The sequence below is a fragment of the Clavibacter lycopersici genome (genome assembly GCF_003576405.1).
Taxonomy (GTDB): domain Bacteria; phylum Actinomycetota; class Actinomycetes; order Actinomycetales; family Microbacteriaceae; genus Clavibacter; species Clavibacter lycopersici.
In genome coordinates this window covers 1-558 of the sequence record NZ_QWGT01000517.1, presented here as the reverse complement: position 1 = coordinate 558, position 558 = coordinate 1, and the positions used below count along the sequence as shown (strand labels likewise).

At 75.8% G+C, this 558-nt stretch carries 1 protein-coding gene; it reads right to left on the bottom strand.

The genetic code is table 11. The features are described 5' to 3' along the window. Positions 1 to 390, bottom strand: a 390-nt coding sequence (locus tag DZG00_RS16295; RefSeq protein WP_119455866.1) for a DNA-3-methyladenine glycosylase, incomplete at its 3' end; no start/stop codon positions are given. Positions 391 to 558: the final 168 nt, after the last annotated feature.

Below are 558 nucleotides of genomic sequence, written 5' to 3'. Positions count from 1 at the left end.
GAGGCGCGCGGGGCCGCGCGCCAGGTCGCGGTCGCGCACGGCCGCGCCTCGTCGGGTGCGCGCGAGGTCGGCGCCCTCGACGACCTCGCCGGCCCGCAGCAGGACGCCCGCGCTCGTCCCCTCCTCGCCGCAGACGACGTTCGCGCACGTGTGCATCCCGTAGGTGAAGTACGCGTAGAGATGCCCGGGCGGCCCGAACATGGTCGCGTTGCGCGCGCGCTTCCCGCGGAAGGAGTGCGAGCCCGGGTCCTCGCCGACGCCGCGGTACGCCTCCACCTCGGTGAGGCGGACGGAGACGCGGCCCTCCTCGGAGTCGCGCGACAGGACCGCGCCGAGGAGAGCGGGCGCCACCTCGACCGCGTCGCGCGCGAAGAACGCCGCGTCGATCACGCGGGGGTCAGATCAGCTCGCCGTTGAGGCTCGCGACGACCACCACGAACACCAGGACGGCGACGGCCACGCCGATGACGAGCGGCAGGAGCCAGCGGTGCCGCGGCTCGGGCCGCTCGGGACGGCGCCCGTTCGAGAGCGTCACGCGGACGCCTCCCCGGATGCCGA